The 18,262-nt window shown below is 56.7% G+C and carries 11 protein-coding genes; 5 read left to right on the plus strand and 6 right to left on the minus strand.

The window, feature by feature from the left end; translation table 11 throughout:
* Nucleotides 1–19 precede the first annotated feature (19 nt).
* The 4 genes from QTL95_RS21570 to QTL95_RS21585 all read left to right on the plus strand — a co-directional run bounded on the left by QTL95_RS21570 (nt 20) and on the right by QTL95_RS21585 (nt 8,759).
* Complete coding sequence (locus tag QTL95_RS21570) at nt 20–4,618, plus strand: hypothetical protein (RefSeq protein WP_289721955.1); 4,599 nt, start codon at nt 20–22, stop codon at nt 4,616–4,618.
* Between the two features lie 130 nt (nt 4,619–4,748).
* Nucleotides 4,749–5,204 carry a (2Fe-2S)-binding protein gene (locus QTL95_RS21575; protein ID WP_289721956.1) on the plus strand — a complete coding sequence of 152 codons (456 nt, stop codon included), beginning with the start codon at nt 4,749–4,751 and terminating at the stop codon, nt 5,202–5,204.
* 10 nt (nt 5,205–5,214) lie between these two features.
* Entirely contained in the window at nt 5,215–7,389 is a 2,175-nt protein-coding gene (locus tag QTL95_RS21580) for a xanthine dehydrogenase family protein molybdopterin-binding subunit (protein ID WP_289721957.1), read from the plus strand.
* Entirely contained in the window at nt 7,386–8,759 is a 1,374-nt protein-coding gene (locus QTL95_RS21585) for a cytochrome c (RefSeq protein ID WP_289721958.1), read from the plus strand. The genes QTL95_RS21580 and QTL95_RS21585 overlap by 4 nt, the downstream gene beginning before the upstream one ends.
* Nucleotides 8,760–8,863: 104 nt before the next feature.
* Here QTL95_RS21585 and QTL95_RS21590 read toward each other — a convergent pair whose 3' ends face one another.
* The 3 genes from QTL95_RS21590 to QTL95_RS21600 all read right to left on the minus strand — a co-directional run bounded on the left by QTL95_RS21590 (nt 8,864) and on the right by QTL95_RS21600 (nt 11,048).
* Entirely contained in the window at nt 8,864–9,418 is a 555-nt protein-coding gene (locus QTL95_RS21590; RefSeq protein WP_289721959.1) for a hypothetical protein, read from the minus strand.
* Between the two features lie 296 nt (nt 9,419–9,714).
* Nucleotides 9,715–10,203: a TetR/AcrR family transcriptional regulator C-terminal ligand-binding domain-containing protein gene (locus QTL95_RS21595; RefSeq protein ID WP_289721960.1), complete on the minus strand. Its 489-nt coding sequence runs from the start codon at nt 10,201–10,203 to the stop codon at nt 9,715–9,717.
* A gap of 110 nt (nt 10,204–10,313) precedes the next feature.
* Complete coding sequence (locus QTL95_RS21600; RefSeq protein WP_289721961.1) at nt 10,314–11,048, minus strand: SDR family NAD(P)-dependent oxidoreductase; 735 nt, start codon at nt 11,046–11,048, stop codon at nt 10,314–10,316.
* An 897-nt stretch (nt 11,049–11,945) separates the two neighbouring features.
* On the opposite strand from QTL95_RS21600, the gene QTL95_RS21605 reads away from it, so the two are divergent.
* Nucleotides 11,946–13,217 (plus strand): PDDEXK-like family protein, encoded by a 1,272-nt coding sequence (locus tag QTL95_RS21605; RefSeq protein ID WP_289721962.1) that lies wholly within the window; start codon nt 11,946–11,948, stop codon nt 13,215–13,217.
* A 39-nt stretch (nt 13,218–13,256) separates the two neighbouring features.
* On the opposite strand, the gene QTL95_RS21610 is transcribed toward QTL95_RS21605, so the two are convergent.
* The 3 genes from QTL95_RS21610 to QTL95_RS21620 all read right to left on the minus strand — a co-directional run bounded on the left by QTL95_RS21610 (nt 13,257) and on the right by QTL95_RS21620 (nt 18,075).
* Nucleotides 13,257–16,025, minus strand: coding sequence for an ATP-binding protein (locus QTL95_RS21610; RefSeq protein WP_289721963.1), 2,769 nt, complete (start codon nt 16,023–16,025; stop codon nt 13,257–13,259).
* A 75-nt stretch (nt 16,026–16,100) separates the two neighbouring features.
* A complete protein-coding gene (locus QTL95_RS21615) occupies nt 16,101–17,069 on the minus strand; it encodes a helix-turn-helix domain-containing protein (protein ID WP_289721964.1) in 969 nt (322 codons plus the stop codon).
* Between the two features lie 67 nt (nt 17,070–17,136).
* Nucleotides 17,137–18,075 carry a VOC family protein gene (locus tag QTL95_RS21620; protein ID WP_289721965.1) on the minus strand — a complete coding sequence of 313 codons (939 nt, stop codon included), beginning with the start codon at nt 18,073–18,075 and terminating at the stop codon, nt 17,137–17,139.
* Between the last annotated feature and the right edge of the window lie 187 nt (nt 18,076–18,262).

Consider the following 18,262-nt stretch of genomic DNA (forward strand, 5'->3'; position numbering starts at 1 on the left):
CCAACTCAAAGACTGATTCATGATGACGCCTCAAGATCAGCTGCATTACCAGAACCTCAAGGCAGCGCTTATTGAGCTTGCTCCTTCCGGCCCAACGGGATTCGAGGGTCTTGTTGCAGTCGTTCTAGCTGACGTACTCGGCCAACCATTGAGGCTAGCAAAATCGGGCTCGCAGCGGGGCCGCGACGGCGACACGGCGTTCGACGACGGCGCTATCTACTTCGAGGCAAAGCGTTACGGCGACCCTGTGCGCGCGACGGAGGTCAAATCCAAACTGATCGACATCATGAACGATGAGGTCAGCCAGTTGGAAATGTGGGTGCTCGCGGCGACCTGCGAAGTTGGCTCCCAGTTGGGCCAGGACGTAACCAAGACAGCGGAAAAAATCGGGATCATTTCGGTAATCTTGGATTGGCCAGATACAGCATTAGGAATGCTTCCCGTCGCGATCGCGTCCTGCGCCGAGAAAGCCAAGCGGTTTCTGGACGATAATCTCGACGTCGCGCATGCAGGTCTCGTTGCTCCGGCAAAGGCGGCCATTGACCATCTCAAGGCACATCCCGACTTCGAGGAGCTACACCGCACCCTGAGAGCAAACCTCTTGTCCCCTGAGAAACGTCACCAGCACGCAAAGGTCCGGAACGACGCGTGGATGCGGGAAGCGCTTTCGAATAAGATTCGTGCAAATTCTGCGTTCCGTCAGGTTTTGACGCCGTTGGACGCCTCGCGCCTGCTCCCGCTGCAACGCAAGGAGGAAGTGCGGCTAGCGAACGCGTTCTCTGGGCGTCCTGCCACGGACCTTTATGCCGTCATTGGAAACGAAGGGGTCGGGAAATCCTGGCTTGCAGTCCAGGCTTGGCTCTCGTCGGAACGGCGCTCGATTCTCACGGTCGTGAACTCGGCCGATCTGCAGTTCCACGAAATTTTCCAGGACTTCGATAAGTGGCTTGTCGACCGAGTTATACATCAAAGCGGCGGAGCTTCGAGTGACGACAGGCTCAAGCACTTCTGGAAACGACGTTTTGCAGGGTGGCGCGCGAATAGCTCGCCGGAGAATGTTCGGATCACGTTGGTCCTGGATGGCCTCAACGAAACCGGCGCAACAGACTGGCCACGTCTGATCGATCACATCGCCTTTCAGATAAAGGAACTGGGGGGCTGCCTGGTTTTGACCACCCGCCTCACCCACTGGTCAGCGTTGTCGAAGTCTTTGCTTTCGTCTGTGACTGCGGTCCGCGTCGAACCGTGGACGGTCGATGAAGTACGGACACTCCTGGCGTCATCGGGGATCGAGATCGGCGACATCGCTCCGGTGGTACTACAGTCGCTGAGGAATCCCCGCATACTTGCGATAGCGCTCGCATTGAAGGCCAGCAATCACATCGAAGATTTCCAGGAGCTTAGCGTTGAGCGCCTAATGTTCGAGCACATGCGGCAAGCCAGGAACAATGGTACGACGCACATATCAGGCGAAGAATTCGCGATAGTGCTGCGATCCCTTGCCGAAAAGGTGATCGCCCGACGCCAGAGCCAGCAGCGCGATGACATCGAGGTGTTCAACATCAAAGAGGAACGAGACCTCGCGGCTGTCGCATCATCTCGTTTCTTCGAGCCCATCAAGACAGACCACACCCGTTACTCGATCAAGCCCGACGGTCTAAATATCGGTCTGGCGCTTTGGCTGATTGATCGACTTGAGGCCGAGGTCAGATCGGGCCGTTCTCCTGCCGACGAGCTGTCGCGTATTTTGGAGCCAATCGATGCGCTCGATGAAACAGCGGACATGTTGGCCCTCGCGTCCCAGATTGCCTGCCTCGACCCGAGCGTGGACCCCAACGTCAGCGCCGCGCTCGTTGAACATTTCGTATCGATGCAGAATGCTACTGAGGAAGGTAAGCGCGTGTTCACTGCGTTGGCTCGACAAGCGCCGCAGGCCTTCGCGGATGCCGCCGAGCGCGCTTACACCCTAGATTTCCAGCCTCGTCGGGTGGATGAGCTTATGCAAGCGTTGCTTCAGTACCGTGACGATCCGCTGGTGTCGGACATTATCAATTCGTCGATCGAGAAGTGGCTTTCCCTTATTTCGCTGAACCCCGAACGAATGATGCATCGTTCGATGGAGCGGGAAGCTACGCCAGAAGCCGAGGCAGAACGAGCAAAACAAGTCGAGAAGCTTCAGCTGAAGGTTGCTAGTCTCACGACGTTGGAGCGCGAGTTCGAACGGGATCATCTGCGACCTTTTCCGCGAACCAGGTACGGCCGGCTGCACCAAGCGGCATTCTACTTGGCAGCAGGCGGACCTTTGGCGCGCTATGCGAATGCTTTCGCGAGGTGGGCGTTCGCTGACGCTTTATCCCCGTCGTTCGACGCTCCCGAGAAAGAATTTCGACAGCTCATCCGATTCAATCCGAACGACTGGGCAGCAACTCACTCGGCACTTCACGTCGAAATCGCAAAGCTCGCCGACGAGGCAACGTCCAAAGTTGGCAAATGGGCTAAGGTGGAACTCCTGAGAGCCACGGGGGACGTCGCGGACGCCGCTGTCGCGGAGGACCTCGCGACGTGGCTCACTCGTGATAGACCGACTTTCGAAGATTGGTCGCTGTTAGAGAGCTACTGTGCTGCCGACCCGTGCGATCCGAATACCTCACGCCCAAGAAATGTACTCGGCACGGCCGTGCAGTACGACGAACTCATCGCCGACAATCTAAAAACTCATGCTGGCCAGAGCGCTGAAGACGGCTTTTTCGAAATGGCTCGGACAGGAGTGGCGCGCTTCGTACCGAATGTCGCCATCAAGGTCCATCGTGCGTTTGCCGAAAGCATTTTGTCGAGACAGGGTGACGATCGGAGGTTCGCAGTTTTGGACCTGCTTCCCCACAGCGCGCTCCTCACACCTGACCAGGTTTCCGCATTGCTCGCGGCGGGTCAACAGGAGACGGCGGGGATTACGGATGAACCCGGCGAGAGCGACGCGTGGCTAGTTGCCCAACAATCCATCCATATCGCAATAGGACACCTTACGCCCGACGATCAGCTGGAGGCCGTGTCAAAGGTGCGAGGAAAGACGATCCTCCTAGATATCCTGCAGGCGATGGGGAAACCGAGCGCCACCAAAACCCAGGAGATGTTGGAGCTTGTTCAGGCCAGCGGCGATAACATCGCTCAGTCGATGGTACTCGGAGCTCTGCAATACACACGGCCCGATCTCACACCGCGATCCAAGGAGATCATTGGGCAGATGTTGGACGCCGAACATGCAGTCACGAGGAGCAATGCCTTAGGATTGATAGCAAACTCAGGCGATCCGGAGCTTTTGCGGCTGGTCGTCGAGAGCGGTTGGAGCGCGACGAAGCTTGGGGAAGTGAAGAATGGGTTTGAGCGCTGGTTTGGCTCGATGGCTCTGGTCTCAGCAGCCACAGAGGGGCTCGTTCCCGCTCAAGAAGCCTTGAGCCGCATAGACATCGGGCAGTTTGGTTTCGCCGCGGCGGCCAGCGCTGAGCTCGCTACAGTTGTCGCAGAGCTACTGGACCCGGTCTTCGCGCATTCGATCGAGTTCGAGTTTCCGGAGGAGCTTCCGGAACTAACCTTGACGACTGTCAGTGCCAACGACGCCAAGCCGCCGATCTATTCGGTCTCCGCTCGGGTGGAAAACAACGACGACGGGCTGTCGCGTCTAACCATATCGAGAAGCTCTGAGGCGTACTTGGATAGACAGAAGCGTGCTTACGAGACCTTCAAGGCATACTTCAAGAAGGTAGTTGAGGCCGACTCAGGCCTGCTAATCGCCGGGATGACGCTTGAGGGTGTGGAGGCAGTGGTCAATGCTGACCCCGTCCGAGCCGCAAAGTGGCTGGGTGTATTGCAGGCAGCCGTCGATCCGCTCGTGGGGAAGGTCCAGCATTTCGCCACATTGCTCGCTGTGGCGCTCGCGGCCCGTGGTTCTCGTGACGCAGCCGACTTGGTAGTTCGGGCCCTGAACATCAGCTCAACATTCAAACAGGTCGAAGGCCACGGAACACTGCAATCCCTGCCCGCGGCTCTTTGGAAACGTTCACCGCAGCCCGCTGTCGCCGATATCTGCAAGAATCGCCTGCGCAGGCTTGCGCTCGATGCAGAACTTTCGGACGAGGTCGCGTTAGCCCACAAATATGATAGTAGGGCCATCGTTCACGATGTTATCGTTGAGCTGGAATCGACCGGACACCCGGCCGATCTTTGCCGAGCGATAACGCTGGCGGGCTACTGCGATGTCGATCCGCAACCCAGCGCGATCATAGATCGTTACGCCGACGCCAGAGGATACGTTGGCGTGGCGCGCAAGGCGGCCAAAAACGCCTACGATCGCAATGCATGGGCGCAGACGTGGTTCCAAAGGATGCAGTCGGCGAACGAGCCTGAAGCCTTCTGGGAAGCGTCCGTCCAATTCTTAAAGATTGTGGACGTCCGGTTCGAAGCATGGAAACAATCATCCAATGCAGAAGGCTCTGCATTTCGAGCATTCTTTCCGAGCGTCATCCCAGAGATGAAGTCGCGCATAAATAAATTCAGGACGAAGCGTGGCAAGACATTGTTCGGCGACAAAATCCCGCCCGACGCGTTCTTGGGCTTGAAGTAAGCGCCAGCCTGGCGGCCTCCGGTAAGCGTCATAAGATTAGTCCAACCTGCTTCAATCTGGATGAAACATCCAATCGGTTTTCCTTCCCGCATGATCACATAGCGCTCGGTAATGACTCCGGGAGCTATCGATGGAAATCAACGTCAACGACGGTAACCACTCGATCGAGGGAGTGGACACGGACATGCCCCTCCTTTGGGCCCTTCGCGATTTCTTGAAGCTCAAAGGGACCAAGTTCGGATGCGGTGCCGCCCTTTGCGGTGCATGCACTGTCCACTTGGATGGGAGGCCCGTTCGGTCATGTTCGCTTCCGATTTCGAATGTCAGGGGCTCGAAAATCACGACCATCGAAGCGGTCTCGGGTCCAGTCGCCGAAGCCGTCAGAACGGCTTGGCTGAAGCACGACGTGGCCCAGTGCGGATACTGCCAGTCCGGCCAGATCATGTCCGCTGTAGCACTCCTGACGGAAATCCCCGCCCCTACTCCTGTCGATATCGATAACGCCATGAGCGGGAATATCTGTCGCTGTGGCACTTACCCACGCATCCGCGCCGCCATCATCGATGCGGCAGCGGCTCTCGGTTAGGAAACTGGCAATGACTGAAGCCATCGCCGACCTCAACGTGTTGGCCACTCGTAGATCGCTCCTCAAGGGCATGAGCGCCGCGGCGTTCATCATCGCGTTCACCACACCCACCAGAGCGGTCTGGGCGCAAGGACAGGCATCTGATGCCACCAATTTCAATGGGTTTATCTCGATCGACCGCGACAATACGGTCACGGCAATTCTCGCGCAAACTGAAGGCGGCCAGGGAAATTCCACCGGGATGACCCAAATCATCGCAGCCGAGCTTGGCGCTGCGTGGCCATCGATGCGCTACCAATTCACCACGGAACGCCGCCCCGAATACATCAATCCGGTCCTCTACAAGGGGCTGATCCTGACGGCTGGCAGTTCTTCGATCTCTGGATTTTTTGGGACCCTTCGAACGGCGGCCGCAACAACAAGGGAGATGCTGATCAGCGCGGCTGCCGCACAGTGGGCTGTGGCGACAACAGAATGCGCCGCGATCGACACGTTCGTTGTCCACCTACCCTCGGGAAAACGGTTGTCGTTTGGCGATCTTGCCGCCGACGCCGCCCGATTGCAAATGCCCACGGATGTTCCCTTGCGATCTTTGGCCGAGATGCCGCTGATCGGACAACCGCTCAGTCGCCTTGATGCCAAGCTCAAGGTGACCGGAAAAGCCCGTTACGGTTTCGACGCCGATGTAAACGAGATGCTTTATGCCGCAGTGCGCCACGGGAGGTCATACAAATCGAAGGTGGCTTCGATCGATGACGGCCTGGCCAAGGGAATGCCGGGGGTCCGCCTTGTCATGGCAATCCCCCAGGGAGTCGCCGTCGTCGCCGACCACTATTGGCAAGCGGTGAAAGCTTTGGCCGAGGTCACCGAGACCTACGAGCCGCACGAGCACGACAGACTGTCCAGCGAAGATATCAACAAATCACTCCGCGCGGCGCTAGACAAGCCAGGAGTGGCGACACCCGGCTCCCATGGCGATGTCGTTGCAGGCTCGAAGCTCGTGAAGACATTTATAGAGGGCGAGTTCCATCTCCCCATTCTATCGCACACCTGCATGGAGCCGGTGTCTTGCACCGCATCCGTCGTTGGAGACAGCTGCGAGGTCTGGCTTTCCACGAAATCCTCGACGCTGGATGCGGGTTTTGCTGCGGCCGCACTCGGCATCGATCCCGCCACGGTTATCCTTCACAACGAGTTCCAGGGAGGCGATTACGGCCGGAGGTCTGGAGTTGAGCATGTCACCGAGGCGGTGCTTCTTTCCCGAGCTCTCCAGCGACCCGTCAAAGTGGTCTGGACGCGTGAGGAAGACCTGAGGATTGATCAGCATCGGACATCACTGTTGGGAAGGGCTAAGCTAGGCCTGGGCGACAACGGAATGCCCCTAACCTACGAGGCGAAAATTGCTTGCGACGGGCTATGGCAGGCTCTCTTTCCAACCTTCTACGACGCCATGAAACCCTTGGACCTTCCCATGTTCAGCGTAGTCGGCAGCAGCTACGGCATTCCGAACGAGGCGGGATCGTACGTGAACGTCCCACATCCCGTCCGGATCGGTGCCTTCCGAGGAAATAACGAATCCCACAACGGCTTTATTCTGGAGACCATGATCGATGAGGCGGCCTACACCGCCAAAATCGATCCCCTGCACTACCGAACGTCCCTCCTCGCAAACGACCAGCGTAGTGTCGCTGTTCTCGCCCGCGCGGCCGAGCTTGCGAAATGGCACAGTCCTCCGGCCGATAGGTATCAAGGCGTGGCCTACCACCAGTCCGAGTTCTACGGCTGTCGCATAGCTACGATAGTCGAGCTTTCCAAATCCGAGAGGGGTTTGCGCGTCGAGCGGATGTTCTGCGCGTGCGATTCCGGATTGGTCATCAATCCTAACCTCGCCCGCCAAAACCTGGAAGGCGGGCTTCTGTTCGGCTTGAGCACAGTGATGCATGAGCGGATCACCATCAGGGACGGCGCTCCCGAGCAGGAGAATTTCAACGACTACCGGCTGCTGCGGATTAATGAGGCACCACAAGTGGATATTGACCTCATTGGCGTCGGGGAAAAGCCTGGGAGTTTCGGTGAAATCGCAGTGTTCCAGGTCGGCTCGGCACTCGGCAACGCGATCTTCAAGGCAACAGGGCAGCGCATACGATCGCAGCCCTTCGGCGCTCACGGGGTGACCTTCGCATGACCCTCGCCTCAATGAACCCTTCCGGTCTCTTCCTCCGACAGCCTCGTCTTCGACGCGCCGCCAAAACGCTTGCTTATCTGGTCGCAGGCGGGGCGTTCGTCGGTGTGGGCGTTCTCTGCTGGTTTGCAAACGCCCCCGGACCGATGGATTTCGCAAAAGGCCAGCGCGTCTCGCTAGCTAAGTTCGGAGAACACATCACCGGAGCTCGATCTGACCTACTCGTCACAGACCCTGTCGAGCGAGGTCGATACCTCACTCAAGCAGCAGATTGCCAAGCCTGCCACACAGTTGAAGGAGGACGTCCTTTCGCAGGCGGCCGTCCGTTCAAAACACAGTTTGGCACTCTCTATTCGCCAAACATCACGCCGGACGCCGAAACGGGCATCGGAAAATGGACAGACGCGCAATTCATTCGGGCGGTCCATGAGGGCGTCGGGCCTGGCGGCAAGAACCTCTATCCGGCGTTCCCCTACGCATCGTACACCTATCTGATTGACGATGATGTACTCGCTATTCGGGCCTTCTTGGCAACCCTGCCGCCTATTCGGAATATTGCTCCCGAGAACGAGCTCGGTTTTCCTTTCAATCAGCGCGCACTGATGGCTGTCTGGAGGCTGATGTTTAACGCGAACGAGCGGTTTAATCCGATTGCCACCAACAGCGCTACGTGGAACCGGGGCGCATATTTGGTCGAAGGCCTGGCGCATTGCGGGGACTGCCACACCCCGAGAAACCTCTTCCAAGCCTTGGACAACGGGGAGAAATTCTCGGGAGCCGTGGCGGATGGTTGGAGAGCGTTCAACATTACGTCGGATGACGTTTCGGGGGTTGGCGCTTGGACTGATGAACAGCTCGCGACGTATTTGTCGACAGCCCACGTCGAAGGCCATGGCACCGCATCAGGTCCCATGGCAGAGGCAATAGACCTTAGCCTCAGCAAGCTCACGGCCAGCGACATCCTCTCCATCGTGACCTATCTCAAAACGGTGCCCGGGACGTCGTCCCCAGAAATGCCGGCCTTGAAGCTCAAGCCCGCGTTCCCAAGCACTCCTCCAAGCGAAGAGCCGGTTGGCGCGCGTATATACGCAGGAGCGTGTGCAAGCTGCCATGGGTTTACGGGCGTCAGTTCACTGTCTCAACGCGCGTCTTTCATCGGCGCGCGATCAATCAACGACCCAGTCGCTCTGAACGTCGCACAGGTCATCCTTCACGGCACCGGCATTGCCGCGGCTCCTGGACGCTTGGACATGCCGAGATTTGGCAAGTCCTTCAGTGACAGCGAAATCGCAGCGGTTTCGAACTATGTCACGTCAAGATTTGGAGCCAAGGCATCGCAATTGACCGCGGACCAAGTCGGAGCTTTGCGATAGCGTATTATTCGCGCGGCCATCGGGAGCGTGACGGCCGCACATACTTTCGCTGGATTGCGACGAACGCGAAATGTTTCGGCACGAGGCCAGACTTCGGCCCCGCGCTACAGAAACGGCTTAGATGCGAAGATTCGCTCGCCCTTCTCCCGCATAATCTTCTGCATGATCAAAATCATTCCCACAAACGCTCCGAAGGTCCACGTTTCTATCCAATACAACGCGTGCGTTGTCTCCAGATCGGGTACCGTTTGCCCTCGTATAAGCAGACAAACGATGCCCGCGTAAACGCTGTAGAATAGTAGTGCTTTGCTTGATTTAAGGCCGTTCAGCATTCGCTCTCGGTTTTCGGTGCGGATGCCGTCAATGAACGTCCATAGCCCCCACCCAAGTGTTGCGAGCCCCAGAATTGCCAATATGGACGAAATCCAAACCAACCAGCTTAGAAACCAAGTCACGAACCATCTCAACATGCTGAGAATGAAGTCGAACGCCAGCAGCCACAGCTCGCGGATTTGGTCAGCGAAGAGCAAACATGTAGTGATGATAAATAGAACGGCAGCAGTCAGGAATATTGCCACCGTGTAAAAAGAGATCGCTACTGAAACGATTGGGGCAGCCCGTTGAAAGGCTTTAAAGGCTCTCGGGAAGAGAGTTTCCAATGTCTTGTTTATGAAGTCCATAGCCAGAAACGACGTGCGTCCTTATGATTGATAACGTCCGACTACATGGACACTGAAGGTTGTCCTTTCGTTAAAGCAACGCGACAACTGCATTAAGTTTAATTGTGGAGCGAGTAGCTGCTGGAAGGGCTGAGTCCGCGTTTACATCCCGCGAATATGGCCCAATGTCCGTCACAAGTTGCCGGCCGCGAGGTGGTGAAAACAAATTCTTCAAGCGATGATTTTGCCTGGGAAAGATAGCCCCGGGCTCCGCCTCAACAGGTCAATACGAACGCCTATGAACGATTGAACGATGGAACCAACATCGCCGCCTCCATTAGCGCGCGTGACTTGCTAACGAGCTCGTTCTCACCAACCAAGGCTTTGAAGGTAAGAGGCGCAATGACGACGTCTACAATTCTAGTGGCATGCGGCCTTATGTCCTGACGTATCCCATAGCTACCAAGAACTTCCTCTATCACTTCTACCGCTCGCTCGAACATGCCGCTTTTCAGTGAATGACTGGCACCAATCACATCGCGGATCGCCGCGCGGCCACGGGGAGTGCCGAGCCGCACAGCATATTCAGAAATCCACGTCTCGAGGTCCTTTCGGATCGGATCGGCGTCTCGAGGATCACCTTTACCTAGCAGCCAGTCGATTGAGACGTCAGCAAACAAACCGCTCGCGTCGCCCCATCGCCGATAGATCGTTGAGGGAGTAACTCCCGCCAACGCGGCGATCTCGATAACAGAGATGTCCCGAGACGCGTTTGCGTCGAGCAATGAGCGCGCTACCCCGCGAACTGCGCGGCGAACCCGTTCAGATCGGCCACCGTGCCGCTGTCTTACATCACGCATAGAGATTGCTTTCAAAAAGCGGCTTCTGCAATTCACTAAACCTGCGCAAAACCGCCGTCTGCGAACATCTCGATGCCGGTCACAAAGCTTGCCTCGTCGGATGCGAGAAACAGGACGGCGTTTGCTATCTCGTCGGGACGGGCCAGTCGCTCCATCGGAATCTGCGCGGCCAGCCGAGCCTTTGCCTCCGCAGGCGTGTTGGCAAACGATGCTGTCTCCGTTGGTCCAGGACTAAGAACATTGACGCGAATGCGTCTGGCCTTCAGGTCCATGGTCCAGCTACGTGCGAAAGAACGCAGCGTCGCTTTGCTGGCACTGTATACGCTTCGCCCAGCATTTCCTTTGGCTCCCGCGATCGACCCCATCAAAACTATGGAGCCGCCATCGGCCATGATCGGCAGAGCCTTCTGCACGGTGAACATTGTGGCACGGACATTGATGCCGAACGTCGCATCAAAGCTTTCCTCGGTGATAGAGCCAAGGGGCTGAGCCTGAGCGAATGCGGCACATGGGACGACGATGTCGATCTTGCCCTGCTCTTCACTGATGATCTGGATAACCTCATCGAGATGTCCCAGATCGCCTACGTCGCCGACCACTCCTCTGGCGTTTACGCCGATCGCAGCGGCAGCGGCTTCCAGCTTGTCCCTACGGCGGCCAGTTATGTAGACGAACGCGCCCTCATTCGCGAAGCGCTTCGCCGTAGCTAATCCGATGCCCGACGTTGCTCCCGTAACGAGTGCCACCTTACCAATTAACTTCTTGGCCATTCTCAAAATCCTATCGGTTCCGTCTCGGGAGAAGCGGTCGCGATCGGCACGCGGGCGACTTCTCTACAACCAATATCCCCATTGATCTCACCTAGCGGTAGCGGCTCGGTGTGACTTTGTAATATTCGGCAGACGAATGAATTCGCGCTGAAGAAGCCTCGGAGACTAATGACGATATGGTCGGTAAATCCAATAAGCTACGACGAACTCTCGATACGATGCTTTAACTTCATTCGAGGGCTCGATCATGCCAAAGTTCCGTACAGACGAAACACCCGAGCAATCCTGGTCGAATTTTCCGGGGCTCATCATCCTAGCTGCGATGGCAGCCATCGTGATCTGTCTTGTGTACCGCGCAAGCGTCGAACCTCAGCACGTGGCAACACGTGTGTTCGTTCCTGCCAACAAAGACGGTAGCGTCCTAGCCACCAACTGACTGAGGCTCCGAAGATCGAGGGGAAAAGAGCGACCTCTGCCTCCGCGAGGGGGAGATAGAAGTGAGGCAGAGGTCGCTGTCGTGGTCCTTGGGAGGCTCACGGGGGCCACGACAAGGTATGAGAGGGGAACAATCAAGTCAGCCAGACCTCCGCTCCGGTTATGAGGGGAACGCGGCGGGTTAACCGGTTGGCGTTTCGATCTGACCTTGAGGTTAATCTACAGTGCGACGCCCCGGCATTCTTGGATGTTTCCTTCAATTTTTGTAGATGCCGGCCCAAATGGGCTCTTGGATCGCAATGTTGAGCGATGCAATGCTTGCGCATTAACAACCACAGTGCCTGAAACTTGTGAACCACACAGGTTCTATTGGTAGAATCGACATTGACTGCTAACCACTAGGGTCAGCCGGAGACGCGTTCGTTTCACATCGGTTTTGCGTTAGTCGACCTGCAGGTAGCGTTGTCGGACACGGAAATTCCCTCCTTCCAGAAAATCCAAGACTTCGTTGAAGATTTCACCAAAATGCTCCCCGGTCTCTCCGCTATGCGAGAGGGTATCGACCTATATGGCGCGACAACATTTTCTCCATTTGCGATTTTCAGTCCTGACGAAAACACGCTGAGCCGCGTAATCGCGGAGCTTTTCGATCCGCAAGGGTCCCACGGGCAGGGTTTGTTGTTTTTGAACGAACTGCTCTCCGCCATCGGTGTGCCTCGCCTAAACCGGCTGGACACCGTCAAGGTCAAACGCGAAGTACTGACGCGCGCTAAACGCCGTATCGATGTCGTCATTGAAACTTCGCGGTATGTGATCGGAATAGAAAACAAGCCTTGGGCAGCCCAGCAGAAGCGGCAGCTTAGCGACTATCTGATTGAACTGAAGGCCGATCTGCGCGGACGTAAGCCAGTCCTGATCTTCTTGTCCGATCAGCAAGCCGAGACTGCCAGCGACGAAACGATCCGCGTCCCCTACTTCCATTCAGAGGATGGCGGCGCAACACTTTTTAGCATCCTCTCTGCTTTGACCGACAAAATTCGCGCGAATGCGCCAAAAATCTTTGTCGAGGACTTCCTGCGTTACATCGAGATTAATTTTGGAGGAAAATACGTGGATACGCCTGCGGATAAGCCATTTATCGAAGCCGTAGGTGCGGAGTTCGACGATCTGAACCGGCGAAAGGCTATCGCTGCGGTGCTCTTATCGCAAGAAACGTTGCACGTAAGAATACTGGACGAAATAGGTGATTATTTGCTCGAGGAGGTCCGCGACAAGGTTGGGGCTGACTTTGAACCGTCTTGTCCAATCGAGGGCTTCGAACCGAAGATTTCAGAGTGCCTTTGGGTCCGGCATGTTCCTTACGGTATCCGTAGACCAACGTGGCCAGCGAACTGTCACGTGGCGATCGAAGCGACCAGTACGGATTGGCTTGCTGATATCCTGTTCGGGGTTCGGTGTCCTGATGGTGACAAGCTTCCGGAGAACCATCGATATCTCGCGTCGCCAGGTCGCCAAAAGTTAGATGCAATGACAGCTGCCATTCCTGGCGGTAGAAAATCAACCTACTGGCCATGGCATAAGTATCTGGACGAGAAGTATTGGGGGCAGGAATTCTGCGCGCGTCTCATATTGGATTCACCAACCGGAGCAATCAAGGATCACCCGGTGATTCAGGACCTTGCTAGGCAGTTCGTCGAGATAGCCTCGGAGGTAGATCGTCTGGTGAAGATTTAAAGGAGAGCTCGAGTAACCTGTAGCCGTAGCGCTAGCCGTTCAATCGATTTCTTCCAGCAGCGTCGATGCACGTCGGAAATCGGCTGTCTTAAAGCCTTCGGTCGTATCCGCTACCATCGGCTCGAGGACAGCCTTCGCCCCCGATCTGTCGTTATCGATCATCCGAATTTCCGCTAGGCTGATAGCGGCCCTGAGAGCCCATGGCATTGTCCCAAGCCGTTTCGCTGTATCCAGCGCCAGCTCAAATTCGGCTTCAGCTTCGTTACGCAATCCTCGAGCGAGCTTCTGAATTCCCCTCAAGCGATATAACTCTGCCAGACACCACCCTGGTGAACTCGCCAAGGCTCTATCGAGCAGACGATGATCAATCGCGTCGTTGCCAACGAGAGTGATGTATTCCGCCAACATGCCGCCCATCGTCATCGACGCCAACTTGTCGGCACGTTGTGCAGGGAAGTTGTTTCCGTTGGAATCTTGGGAAGCCAAGGCGACCTCGTAGGCATTAGCCCAACCTTTCCATTGCAAGATCGATTGGGTCGTCGTCACATCGACGAGAGCGGACAGGTGACTACTTGCTTGCTCGCGATCTCCGACAAACACGGAGAGCGGCACGCCTGTCGTTGCCAGCGTGTGCGTCAAGGCTACTGCGTGTCCGGCGCTGTTTGCATCTTCAATGCATGAAGCGACGACATCAAGGGCCTGATCGGGCTTCCCAATCAGGTACAGTCGCAGTGCCTGAGACGAGCGTAGAATGACGTGGCGCTGATCGAAAACGGAGCCTTGGGTCCTGCGAGAGCCGCCATGGCTTTCGCTTCCAAATACAGCGTCCATATGAACCCCGGCGGCTTGGAGGTCGCCGTTGTAGAGTCTGCTGTGTGCCATCGTCCGGTGTTCGACGAAACTCCCCTCACCGCCGGGAATCTGCCGGAACCTTTCATCCAAGTCGACTGCTGCACGATAGTCACCCGACACGACAAGAACGGCCGAAACCGCAGACCAGGCCCGCATCTCCCCAGCGTTGTCACCAACCTCACGTGAGGCCATGGCTGATTCAACAAAAGCCTTCTCTGCCTGATCTTTCAATTCGGGCCCGCCCGCATGGTGAAGTGCTGTGCCCAGCGAGGCGAATAGCTTGGCGTCCAAAGACCTATCGGGTTGCGTGGCCCTCGCGTTGTGTTCAATCGCCAAGTCGAGCCACCGACGGTACTCGGTCATCAAGCCACGTGGAGTGAATGCAATCGACGCGTCCGCCGCCAACTTGATAGCCAGAGTGGGATCGCCTACATCCGAGAAGCACCACTCAAGCGCGGTACGAACATCTCCAAGCCGTTGCGCGAATGTGGAAGCTTCTTCCTCGCTGACCCCTCTAGCCCAAGCGGTCTCGGCTTCACGGACTACCCTTAAAGTATCTAAGGCGTGAAGTTCGGACAGAGCAGCAGCTTCGCCCTGCTCCGCGAGTGCGTCTCGGGCGAAGTCCCGTGTCATGTCTAGCATTCGAAAGTGCGAGTCCGTCACTGAAACAGTTTTGATGACAAGCGACTTCGAGACGAGACCGTCTAGAGCCTCTTGCACGTCGGCTGCATCACCGGTGGTTACCGCCATCGCAGAGGAGAAGGAAAAATTGCCAGCAAAACAGGACAGTGCACGGAAAACCTTGGCTTCCTCGCCGGCGAGCAGCAGATAGCTCCATTGCAAGGTCTCTCTGAGGCTTCGATGTCTGGACGACGCTGTGCGCCTTCCTTTGTTTAGCAAGACAAAGCGGTACTCGAGACGAGAGAGAACCCCGGCTAGCCCAAACTCGTGAATACGCGCGGCCGCAAACTCAATTGCCAGCGGAATACCCTCGAGCCATCGACAGAGTGTCGCGACATCCCGGATGTTGTCCTCGGTGAGTTCGAAAGCGTTCGAGTTCGCTTCCGCCCTGTCGACGAAGAGTTGGATTGCCGGATAGCGCTCGATCTCCTCAGTCGCAATCGTTGCTGTCTCCGCCGGATTATCGAGCGGATCGAGCCGAAACATCGTCTCGCCACGCACGTCGAGAGGCTCACGGCTGGTGCACATCGTGGTAACATGCCGAAGGCTTTCAAGAAGGCGCGAGCACAGGATCGCAACCGCAGGCAGTACGTGCTCACAGGTGTCGAACACGATCATCACCTTGCGATCCCGCAGGAAGGCAATGATACCAAAAATTGGATCAATTGGATGAAGTCCGATCCCTAGAGCAAGGGCGACTTCCGTAGACACGCTCGAGCCGTCGCGGACGGTGGCAAGGTCAACGATGAAAATGCCCTCGAATTCGGCCGAGACACGGCGGCAGACCTCAAGGGCCACGGTTGTCTTTCCTACACCACCCGGTCCGACCACCGTGATGAGCCGCTGTCGGCGGACCGCCTTTTCAATTTGGCTGACGGTGAGATCACGACCGAATATCTTCGAGACAGCCGCGGGTATCCGCGCTTTGCTCGCAAGCCTACCAACTGTCGGATTCGATCTTCGGATAGCGCCACCGAGGAACGTGTACCCGCCCCCTACAACGGTTGCGATAAGGCGTTTTGCGAGACCGGGCTCGCCCAGCGCTTTGCGGAGAAGCGCCACACGCACTCTGACGATAGCCTCGCCCACTCTCTCGTTCGGCCAGACGATCCGCAAAATATCGGCGTTGGTGAGAACCTCGCCCTCGCGCTCCACGAGCGCTAGCAGAATATCGAATTCGCGGCTGCCAAGCTTGATGTGGTCGCCGTTGAATTCCAAGGATCGCCTTTGGGGCGTGAGCGTAAACCCGGCAAATTCGAAGCTGATGTCATCCATGCATATTGCCCAAGTGTGCGCGAACAATCCAAGCCAAGCCCTTGGAAGTCAAGGTCACGTGCACGTGTGGCGCATTTATCGGCGGCGTGTTTTTTGCCAGGTGAGCGGGGTGTCTCCGACCGCCTTTTTGAATACCCTGGTAAAATGTGCCTGATCGCAGAACCCGAGCGACAGGGAAATCTCGACGATCGGGACATCACCCGCGATCAGATAGCGTTTCGCCCGCTCGATACGGCTCTGCGTCATCCATTGATGCGGGGCACAGCCCACCGAAGCCTTGAAGGCACGGCTGAAATGGGTCATCGAAATCTGCGTGAGTTCTGCGAGGACTTTCACGGAAATCGTTTCAGCGATGTTTTCGACCATGAACTCCTGGACCCGCCTGAGCTGCCAGGGCGCGAGACCGCCCTTGAAGCCTGTAGTGTAGTCGGTGTCGTCAAGCCGAGAGAGGGCGATAGTCAGAGCCAACACCAAATTGTCGGCATATGCAGGTCCATTGAAATCCGGACCTCGGCACTCTTGAGCTAGCAATCTGCAAATCTTGGATAGCCTTGGCTCATTCACTCGAAGCATGGGGTCGGCCATCTCAACATGGTCGCCGGCCCCCGTTTTCGCAGGGACGGGTTCAAGCTTCAGAGTGAACAGCCGCAAAAACTTAATCGTAGGCGACGCGACGGATACAGCACAGCCTGGCGCGAAAATAGAAAGCGGGGAGCCCACAGTTTGGTATCCAGCCTCGGTATCGTCTGTTGCAAGCTTGATCTCTGCACGGCCGCCTACTTCTTCGAGCGGCATTACCAATGAGGTCTTGTCGAAGCGAAGTTCCAGATCGAGACCATCCTCGCAGAACACGTCAACCACCATAGCGGTAGCATTGGCCCAAACGCCTTGGTGCCGCCGAACCAGCGAGCCGGACTTGATTGAGACCTCAAGCGGAGCCAGCGTCTGAGTATGCCTCGCTCCGGTCTGCGCTCCAAGCATTGCCTGCAGCGCAGGATACCGCGCATGCGTGAATTCCTCTGAACGAACGGCGAAGGACTGCATCTCGATGCTCCCGCTTACTTCGAGGAAAGCATGCGATCCACCCGCTCGTTAGCCAAGTTATGAGTTGTTAGATGTTTTGAGGTGGCCGAAGGTTTTCGATCCGCTGCTCGATACGAGCTCGCTTTGCCTCAAGCCAAGGAGGCAGACTAAGCCGATTGACGTCGAAGGGTTCACCTTGGGGTGAAAATCCAGGTTTCTCGGTGGCGACCGCGAAGGGCAGATTCTCCGGGCCATTGAAGTACACGGCTAGGAAAAAATGGCGGTTCAGGACGGGACTGATGTCAAATCCCGCAGCGGCAACGGCGAGACGGATGGCTTCGAGTTCCTCTAAGTCTTCGACTGCCCACGCGAGATGGTGAGCAAGCCCCAGCCCATCCCGTCCTAATCGATGCGTGGGCGCGCAAAGGATGTCTAGCGCGAACCTATCCCTGAAGGCGGGATGCACGAAACGAGTGACCGGCCCCTCGTTTTCGGCGATGTGGAATCCGAAAACGGATGTCAACATGCCAGCAATGTGCTCGAAATACCTTGTCCGAAGTTCCACCGATCGAATTCTCCCCACTACCGGAGATAGCGAAGCTACGGACGAACGATGCGGCGGCGCATCGCCGCGGGAGGCGACCAAACCGAGCGTCAGACCATCGGGATCGGTCAGGCAGAGTATCTTTTCGCCGAAACTCCAGCCGTAGCCATCCAGGCTCCAGTTATGGTCGGCGAGCTTTTGCTCCCACTGTGCTTCCGAACCGTGAGCGATCGAAAAGACGATGTTGTTTACCTGCCCGGTGCCATGGATCGCCGAAGGCGCACCCCGATGATCCAAAAGAGAAATCACCGTCCCCGGCTTGCCAAGGTCGTCACCACAATACAGCTGGACCACCGTTTTCTCGTCAGGATTTACGGTACGTCGTAAAGCGGTCATACCCAGGATTTCGACGTAGAACCGCCGAGACCGATCGAGATCGCCCACCACACATGTCACATGATGCAGTCCCGACACATTTCCCATCGCAGTTGGATCGCGCTTTTCGTTAAGGACAACCCTAGCGGTATCACCTCGCGTTCACGGCGGCGAGAGGTGTCTACTGACTTGGTGACGATTATGGTCGGAACGTTCAATCACGAGTGAAATCAACAATGCAGCGTCAGTGGTGAGAGTAGAGTCGGTTGGCGATTTAGACTTTAATCGTCTATAT

Origin of the sequence: Rhizobium sp. S152 (genome assembly GCF_030380735.1) — a bacterium.
Taxonomy (GTDB): Bacteria; Pseudomonadota; Alphaproteobacteria; order Rhizobiales; family Rhizobiaceae; genus Rhizobium.

What these genes read in the sequence shown, in the direction of transcription:
- QTL95_RS21570 (WP_289721955.1), top strand. Translation starts at nt 20, where the DNA reads ATGATGACGCCTCAAGATCAGCTGCATTACCAGAACCTCAAGGCAGCG.
- QTL95_RS21575 (WP_289721956.1), top strand. Translation starts at nt 4,749, where the DNA reads ATGGAAATCAACGTCAACGACGGTAACCACTCGATCGAGGGAGTGGAC.
- QTL95_RS21580 (WP_289721957.1), top strand. Translation starts at nt 5,215, where the DNA reads ATGACTGAAGCCATCGCCGACCTCAACGTGTTGGCCACTCGTAGATCG.
- QTL95_RS21585 (WP_289721958.1), top strand. Translation starts at nt 7,386, where the DNA reads ATGACCCTCGCCTCAATGAACCCTTCCGGTCTCTTCCTCCGACAGCCT.
- QTL95_RS21600 (WP_289721961.1), bottom strand. Translation starts at nt 11,048, where the DNA reads ATGGCCAAGAAGTTAATTGGTAAGGTGGCACTCGTTACGGGAGCAACG.
- QTL95_RS21610 (WP_289721963.1), bottom strand. Translation starts at nt 16,025, where the DNA reads ATGGATGACATCAGCTTCGAATTTGCCGGGTTTACGCTCACGCCCCAA.
- QTL95_RS21615 (WP_289721964.1), bottom strand. Translation starts at nt 17,069, where the DNA reads ATGCAGTCCTTCGCCGTTCGTTCAGAGGAATTCACGCATGCGCGGTAT.
- QTL95_RS21620 (WP_289721965.1), bottom strand. Translation starts at nt 18,075, where the DNA reads ATGGGAAATGTGTCGGGACTGCATCATGTGACATGTGTGGTGGGCGAT.